General features: G+C 37.1%; 8 protein-coding genes. 4 read left to right on the forward strand and 4 right to left on the reverse strand.

Annotation, left to right across the window (positions count from 1 at the left end):
* Positions 1–42 precede the first annotated feature (42 nt).
* The 3 genes from GZ1_RS16905 to GZ1_RS19345 are packed head-to-tail and all read right to left on the reverse strand — an operon-like array spanning position 43 to position 3,222.
* The gene (locus GZ1_RS16905) at positions 43–1,563 is read right to left on the reverse strand and encodes a recombinase family protein (RefSeq protein WP_025038994.1); all 1,521 of its coding nucleotides are present in this window, start codon (positions 1,561–1,563) and stop codon (positions 43–45) included.
* A complete protein-coding gene (locus tag GZ1_RS16910) occupies positions 1,550–3,061 on the reverse strand; it encodes a recombinase family protein (RefSeq protein ID WP_011230103.1) in 1,512 nt (503 codons plus the stop codon). Before GZ1_RS16910 ends, GZ1_RS16905 begins: the two co-directional genes overlap by 14 nt.
* Complete coding sequence (locus GZ1_RS19345; RefSeq protein ID WP_011230102.1) at positions 3,058–3,222, reverse strand: hypothetical protein; 165 nt, start codon at positions 3,220–3,222, stop codon at positions 3,058–3,060. The genes GZ1_RS16910 and GZ1_RS19345 overlap by 4 nt, the downstream gene beginning before the upstream one ends.
* A 164-nt stretch (positions 3,223–3,386) precedes the next feature.
* On the opposite strand from GZ1_RS19345, the gene GZ1_RS16915 reads away from it, so the two are divergent.
* On the forward strand, positions 3,387–3,734 hold the full coding sequence (locus tag GZ1_RS16915; RefSeq protein ID WP_011230101.1) for a helix-turn-helix domain-containing protein: 348 nt from the start codon (positions 3,387–3,389) through the stop codon (positions 3,732–3,734).
* Positions 3,735–3,821: 87 nt separating this feature from the next.
* On the opposite strand, the gene GZ1_RS16920 is transcribed toward GZ1_RS16915, so the two are convergent.
* Entirely contained in the window at positions 3,822–4,064 is a 243-nt protein-coding gene (locus GZ1_RS16920; RefSeq protein ID WP_025038995.1) for a hypothetical protein, read from the reverse strand.
* Positions 4,065–4,195: 131 nt separating this feature from the next.
* On the opposite strand from GZ1_RS16920, the gene GZ1_RS16925 reads away from it, so the two are divergent.
* From GZ1_RS16925 to recJ, 3 genes are all read left to right on the forward strand, one after another.
* The gene (locus GZ1_RS16925) at positions 4,196–5,653 is read left to right on the forward strand and encodes a recombinase family protein (protein ID WP_060788955.1); all 1,458 of its coding nucleotides are present in this window, start codon (positions 4,196–4,198) and stop codon (positions 5,651–5,653) included.
* 14 nt (positions 5,654–5,667) lie between these two features.
* Positions 5,668–6,069 (forward strand): hypothetical protein, encoded by a 402-nt coding sequence (locus GZ1_RS16930; protein ID WP_025038997.1) that lies wholly within the window; start codon positions 5,668–5,670, stop codon positions 6,067–6,069.
* On the forward strand, positions 6,050–7,557 hold a 1,508-nt coding region (recJ, locus tag GZ1_RS16935), incomplete at its 3' end, for a single-stranded-DNA-specific exonuclease RecJ (protein ID WP_060788956.1). The genes GZ1_RS16930 and recJ, both read left to right, overlap by 20 nt.

The following is a 7,557-nucleotide window of genomic DNA, read 5'->3' on the forward strand; positions in this document are numbered from 1 at the left end:
ACATAAATAAAAAAATCTCCTGCAAATGAGGAGATTTTTGTATCATTTATCATCTAAATTGAAACGTAGTTTACATTGCAAATGTCCTTTTTTATTAACCATAATTTCTTCAAATAAATACAGGAACAACGCTCGCATATCTTCATTGCAGCTAGAGACAGGAGCCTGAAATTGTTTTAAATGATCTCTAATTAAATTTTCATTTTTTTGAACCTCTTCTAAGAATTTTATTTTTGCCTCTTTTTCCTCAATCCAACGTTCAATTTGATGAACTTTGTTTAGGATTCGATCTTTTGTAATGATCAATATTTTGATGTGAGGTTCCTTTTCTTCCTTCCTTTTAAAGGCTTTTTCAATTTCAATATCGCAAAGCTGGAGTTTTCGTTTTTCTGTTTGCCATGACACTTTTAAATCCTCAATACTTTTCTTGATGTTGCTAATTTCTGTTTCCACTTTTTCCTGAACAGCCGAGATCAGTTTCTCTGTATCTACACCTTGATAACTTCTGAATACTTTTAATACCGTTTGATGTGCGTCGTCTGCATCGATTTTATAATTGCATGATTTGCATAAATACACTTTCTTTCCATATACTTTTCCCTGGTTACTCGTCGTTCGCTGATCTTTTCCAATTAAATCCCCATTGCAATTTTGGCACTTTAACAAACCTGTTAACAGAAAAGAGGTTTTAAAGTGTTTCGGTGGAATTTTTCTCTCGTTCTTTGTTTTGTATAGATTCCAGCAATACTCCCATTCTTCAATCGTTAAAACCGCCGGAATAAGTGGACTTTTTTTCATTATCCACTCACTTCTGTCTTTTAACGCATTGTGTTTCTTTTCGTGCTTTCTTCTGATCGCGATATAACCTGCATAAAAGGGATTCGTAATGATGTTTTTTACACGGTCCTTAGTCCATGCTTTTCCACGATAACTGTTTTCAGGAAGCTGTCTGGCAATAGATGAAAAACCATGATGATTTTTATATAACTCAAACACTTTTTTCACCAATTCTATTTCAGCTTCCACTATATCAAACTTTTCAGTTCCTCCTTCCTTTTTGGAAGTATACTGATACCCAAACGGAGCCCTGCCACCTGTCCATCGTCCATTTTTCGCCAACGTTTCAATTGCATTTTTTGTATTGATCCGGATTTTATCCAGCTCATATTTGGCTATTCCATCTTTAATCGCTCTAAAAATAGTGTCGCCAAAATCATATAAACTTTCTGTTTCACTTTCGATGATTGGGATATCTAATATATGCATCGTTGCGCGTATCAGATCATGTTCTTCAGGTATGCGTGCAATACGGGAATGTGAGTAGATAATAACGAAGTCAAATTTCTTTTCATAAGCTGCAGCAATCAATCGCTTATATCCTTCACGATCTTTTTTTCGTGAAGACACTCCCTCGTCCAGAATTTCCTCCACAATTGTACACTGATATTTTTCGGCTAAATCATAGGCGCTACGACGCTGTGTTTCCATTGTCTGCTTATGCGTGGAATGCCGACCATAAAAAACCCCCTTCATGCCGGGTGTCAAAATCTTAGATAAGTCCAATTTCTTCCCTTCCCTCCAATCCTGTAAATAATGGATGACGGAAAATAATTTCAATTTTCTCTTTACTGACCCGAACACGAGAGATAATGTCCTGCAGCAATTCTATTTTTTGATCGTCTTCCATGTCCGGATCAATCATTTTCAACGATGATTCCTGTTTCCAATCATGTATCGTCTTAAACTTTTCGTTCATTTCGAAAATCCTGGATTCTAATTCGGATTTAACAAACAAGCTTTGTTCATATTTCTTTAACATCTGTAACATCGACTTGTTTAATTGAAGTTCTTCTTCCTTTGCCAGAGCATGCTCCACTCTCTGTACCATACTTTCCTCTAACTGTTTCAGTTCACGGTCAATTTGCTTAATGGCTTCGATATATCCCTTCGTTTCTCCCTTGTATATTTTCTCAATAACCTCCGCAAATTGCGTATGAATAATTTGGTTAAAGAACTCATTCGCATGTTCAATAACTGTGTTTTCTAACCAATCTTTTGATGCTCGCACTTTGGAATGTTTTTTACATTTATACACTAAAAACGTTTTACCCTTTAATTGATGTGGCTTGCCATGCATTACTTGATTACATTCATCACAATAAACAAGCTCTTTTAATAAAAATACATGGTTTTCATTTTGATTTTCTTTTGATTTTTTGCGTCTCTTTACAACCTTACTCATTTTCTTTTGAACGTTTTCCCATACTGTTTCATCGACAATCTTAAGATGCGGCACATCTTTTTCAATTTCTTCTCCCTTTATGTGAGATATTCTTTTTCCTTTGTAAATAGGGTTTGTAAGAACGTTTTGCATATTAGAATAGTTCCATTCCTTATTATCTTTAAAGCGCAGTCCCAATTCGTTTACTATCTCTACAAATTTTGTGAGGGAGCTAAAATCTTTTTGCAAAAATAAATCATAAACGTTTTGGATTGTCTTTACTTCCTCTTCAACTAAAATCCAATCAGACTCCTCCTTATCCTCTTCAAGATCCTCTCGGGGTGATCGATACCCAAATGGAATACGTCCCCCAGCATGTTTTCCTTCTCTTGCTACAGTTACTTTAGAATCTTGCAATTTTTGAACCAATTTTTCAGCATCTTCCTGGTTCATGGCGGCGACAATCCGTTCAATTAATTCAGCCTCCGCCGTATACATCATAGGAAATTCAAAGTCCGCTGCGAAAATGACATTTACCTTATGCTGCCTTAGTAAATCATATAAACTCATATACTGTTGTACATTTCGTGCCAAGCGGCAACGGCTGTACACAATTAAATTTTTTACGCGCCCCTTTTTTATTTCCTCGATTAGCTGCGCCATGCCCTTTCTCTCTTCCATTTTCTTTTTTCTGGCGGACGTTTCTCGATCCATAAACTCATCATCGATCAATAAACGGTTTTTTGCTGCTACCTCATGCACATGCTGCATTTGCATTTCAATGGATAACTTCTGCTTTTCTTTGCTAATCGAGTTGCGGTAGTAAGCAACCGTTTTCAATCATCCAACACCTCCGAGTCCCTTTTCGTTTCTTGCCTGTTCTGTATTTGCTTCAAAATAATATCTGTGTACAAGTCAAACCACTTTTCAGCTGCCTCTGGATCATGAACATATTGAATAGAAACGACTTGGCAAGTTACTTTTGGGATTTTTCTTTTCATTTCTATCTCTCCTCAAAAAATTTATGATGTTTTTCTAAAACTTAAGCTTACAAACAGGATTTTTTTAGATGAATGTTGAAATACAATAAAGCCTTTGTTTCTAACCAAACCTGTATTTCTTTGAAAATACATGCGTCTAGCCATTTTTATGGAGGAATTCGAATATGTTGCAACATATAGGAGAACGAATTCGTGTGCTAAGAAAACAAAAAGGAATCAGTTTAAATGCTTTCGCTGAACGGTTAAATGTTTCTCCCGCTTATCTCAGCAATTTAGAAACGGGTAAAACAGATACCATTCAGCTTTCACTTCTCGAAAAACTTCAAGAAGAACTCTCACTCCTTCCTGTTGAAACAACACATTCCAGTGATAGCGAATTCGATATTCGGATCCAGCATGTCATGAAACAACTAAAGGAATTGGAACAAAAGCACCCTGAAGTCGCTGATTACCTCCTTTCCACACTGGAGCGAGGAGTTCATTTGTTTTTGAATGAAAACTCCACTCGCTAATTTTATGATGAACAAATTTTGGTAATTTTATTCATAATAATAAACATCTGTTCATAATAATGAATAAAATTAACAAAAAAGGAGAGCCTAACCATCGACCGGTTGGCTCTCTTTTTGTTGGAAGGCAACTTGAATCTGTTTTGCTTGTTCCTGACCGATTTCTTTATGCAATAAGTGATGAATTGCGCTTCCCTTAAACTTCTGTTCCCATGCAACCATTTTTTCTTGGATCATTTGAGCAACAGGGTGGCTATGAAGATCGTGGATGTCGTCAAATGAAAATTTTCCTAAACTGCTATTTACGGAGAAGCGGACTTTCACATCTTCCATCGGTATTCCCCCTTTGCTCATACATATGCGAAGAATGGGATAGGACAACCCTGTTAATCGTTCAAACTCATTGTTTGCTTCATCCAAACATATATATGGGATATGGACAAACAGAGTTGGAGGCAATCTGTATGAAAGACACTTTTCAAGAAAGATCGATTGCTTTATATTGCCGCGTTTCTACGGACGAACAAGCTCGGGAAGGGGTTTCGCTCGATGAACAACAAGAACGGTTAAAAGCTTACTGCCGGGCAATGGGTTGGAATGAGGAACCACTACTTTTTATAGATGACGGTTATTCTGCTAAAAATCTTGATCGTCCGGAGTTAAACCGTTTATTACAGGAAGTAAAAAAAGGTACGATTTCAAAAATATTAGTCACGAAATTGGACCGTTTGAGCAGGCGATTATTGGATCTTTTGAAATTAATTGATACGTTCCAAGAATATAACGTTTCATTTATTTCGATTAGCGAATCGTTTGACACCAATACTCCGTCCGGACGTCTTACACTCCAAGTCCTAGGTGCGGTTGCCGAGTTTGAACGGGAACGAATTCGGGAACGTGTTTTTGAAAACATGCTGCACGCAGCCAGACAAGGAAAATGGTTAACACAAAGCCCTTACGGTTACAGATTAGATGTAAATAAAGAATTAGTTATTTATGAACCAGAAGCACAAATCGTTCGAAACGTTTATGATTGGTATCTAAATAAAGGGCTCGGCTACTATGCGATTGCTAAAAAGCTAAATGAAGAAGGAATAGCTTCTCGTCAAAAAAAGGAATGGTCGATTCGTGCTATTAAACGAATGCTTACCAATCCCGTATATAAAGGAACTCTGGTTTGGAACCGTATCGACTCCAGTAAATCGAAGCGGGTAAAAAAAGATGATGCCGATTGGGTTGTCGTTGAAGACGCTTGTCCAGCTATTATTGATCAAGTTACATGGGAACAAGTACAAAAAAGAGTAAATAAAAAACAAATGGCACCTCGAGCACAAACAAGTCCCCATTTGCTTGGTGGACTATTAAAATGCGGCAGATGTGGTTCAGGAATGAGCATTGGTTGGTCAGGTTCACCGAAAAATCGCTATCGTGTTTATCGTTGTTCCGCTAACAAAAACAAAGGAACGTGTACAAGCAAACAGTACCGCGCTGACGATGTGGAGTCATGGTTTAAACATGGGTTATTAAAGTTAGCCGATTCGATTAACACCCAAATGATTCCTCATCTTATTCAAAGGGCTGCTGAAAACGAAGAGAGCACAATCGAGCAAAAAATTCGAGCCGCCAAAAACCGTTATAAACGAAAAGTGGAAGCATACACGGCAGGACTCATTGAATTAGAGGATTTAAATGAAGAAAAAAAGCGGATGGAACAAATCATTGCAGAAGCTCAAAAAGCGGAAAATGCTTCTTCGGTGGATGTAAAAAAGCTTGAGGCAATGGTGAAAGAAAAAATAAACAATGTGATCGATGCAATCGATGTTTTACCAGTCCCGGAAGCAAAATCATTCATTAAAACGATTGTTGAAAAAGTGATTTTACTTGATGAAAAAGACATTGAAATCGTATTAAACATTCAGTAAATGGAGTTGACAGCATGAAACCGATCACCTTACGCCAATTGCTCGATACTAATCAATTTCAGAATCTGCTTCATCTAAAAAAAGAACTGATCTCTTACAAAAATTCGGGTGTCATTTTTTATAAAGAAGTAATGAGTTCGCTTGAAATCGACACGCCATTTGAGTTGTATTTTGTGTTGTCAAAAGGAGGAATTGAATACGAAAACGCATTCCCAATACCAATCGATCTTTACAGAGAGTATTTAACATATAACCGTCCTCCAGAGTACCTTTTGCGCTTTTACCAAGAATACTACGGAACAAAAAACATCCCATCCGACCGATTTTTTCAAACATTAAACGTTTTTCAAGCTAAAAAATATGCTTGGTTTTACAACTCACGAGAGGACGGTAAGTATGGATTGGGTACCGTTTGATACACCACTAGAAAAACATCCAAATAAAGCTTTAATCACCTATATGGCAAGACAGTTTGATATCGAACCTGTACTGATGCACCACTTGTTTATTCACGGAATCGACAATTGCGAAAAAGTATCACGATTCTTATTTCCGACTATAGATGATTTTCATGATCCATTTCTTATGAATGACATGAAAAAAGCGATTATACGCATTATTAAAGCTTTGATACAAAAAGAAAAAATTCTGATTTATGGTGATTATGATGTAGATGGAATGACAGCAACGGCTATCCTGTACAAAGCTTTAAAGAAATTTAAAGCAGATGTCCATTATCGATTGCCGCTTCGCAATGAAGGGTACGGTTTGTCACCAAAAGCAATAGAAAAAGTTCCGGAAGATGTCTCTTTAATTATTACAGTAGACAATGGATCAAGCGCCCACCCTGCCATGGAAGTAGCACAAAGAAGAGGAATGGATGTCATTGTTACGGATCATCACGAAGTTTTAGGTCCGCATCCCGACTGTTATGCGTTTATTAATCCGAAACGACATGACAACACTTATCCGTTTCCGCATCTATCCGGTGCGGGAGTCGCTTTAAAAGTCGTACAGGCACTATTTATGGCAGGAAAAATTCCATGGGATAAACATGTTTACGAATTTATTGAGTTTGCGACATTAGGTACGATTGCGGATCTAATGCCTCTCAAAGGAGAAAATCGTATTATTTGTAAACTTGGATTGCAGAAAATGAACTATACACCAACCCCTGTATTAAAAAAACTCTTTGAAATGTTACGAATTAAATATGTCGATAGTTCCACCATTAGCTTTCAAATTGGACCAATTTTTAACTCGTCGGGACGAATTGGAGATCCAAACGAAGCTGTCGATATCCTAGTCAACCCTTTATGTACAAAAGCAGATCTTTACGCATTAATTACTTTAAATAAAAAGCGGCAACAAATGACAAAAGAACAATTCCAACGTATTGAGGAACAAATTATTCAAAACCAATGGTACAAACAAAATGTTATTGTTGTTTGCGATGATTTTCACAGCGGAATTATTGGTCTCATTGCCGCAAAAATAGCAAATAAATTCAAAAAGCCAGCCATTGTTATTTCCTTGACAGGAGCCGGTTCTGCCAGAAGTGTAAACACGACTGATTTTTCCATCATTAATGTGATTAAGAAGTGCTCCCACTTCTTAACCAAATACGGTGGTCATCGAGCCGCTGCTGGTTTTTCGATGCCACTCGATTTCGACCATATCCATGCTTTTAAAGAAGCGATTCAACTAGCAGCCTTAGACGAACCGCCACTAACTCCAAAATTAAAATATATTAGTACAATTCCCTTACATCAGTTCCCTATGCATATTTTTGATGACTTAGGCGTTTTAGAACCATTCGGAATGTCATTTCCAAAGCCGTTGTTTTATTGCTCACCGCTGGTAATCAAGCAATTCCAAGTATTCGGGAAAAACAATGAACATTT

The organism is Geobacillus zalihae NBRC 101842 (genome assembly GCF_001544135.1).
GTDB classification, from domain to species: domain Bacteria; phylum Bacillota; class Bacilli; order Bacillales; family Anoxybacillaceae; genus Geobacillus; species Geobacillus zalihae.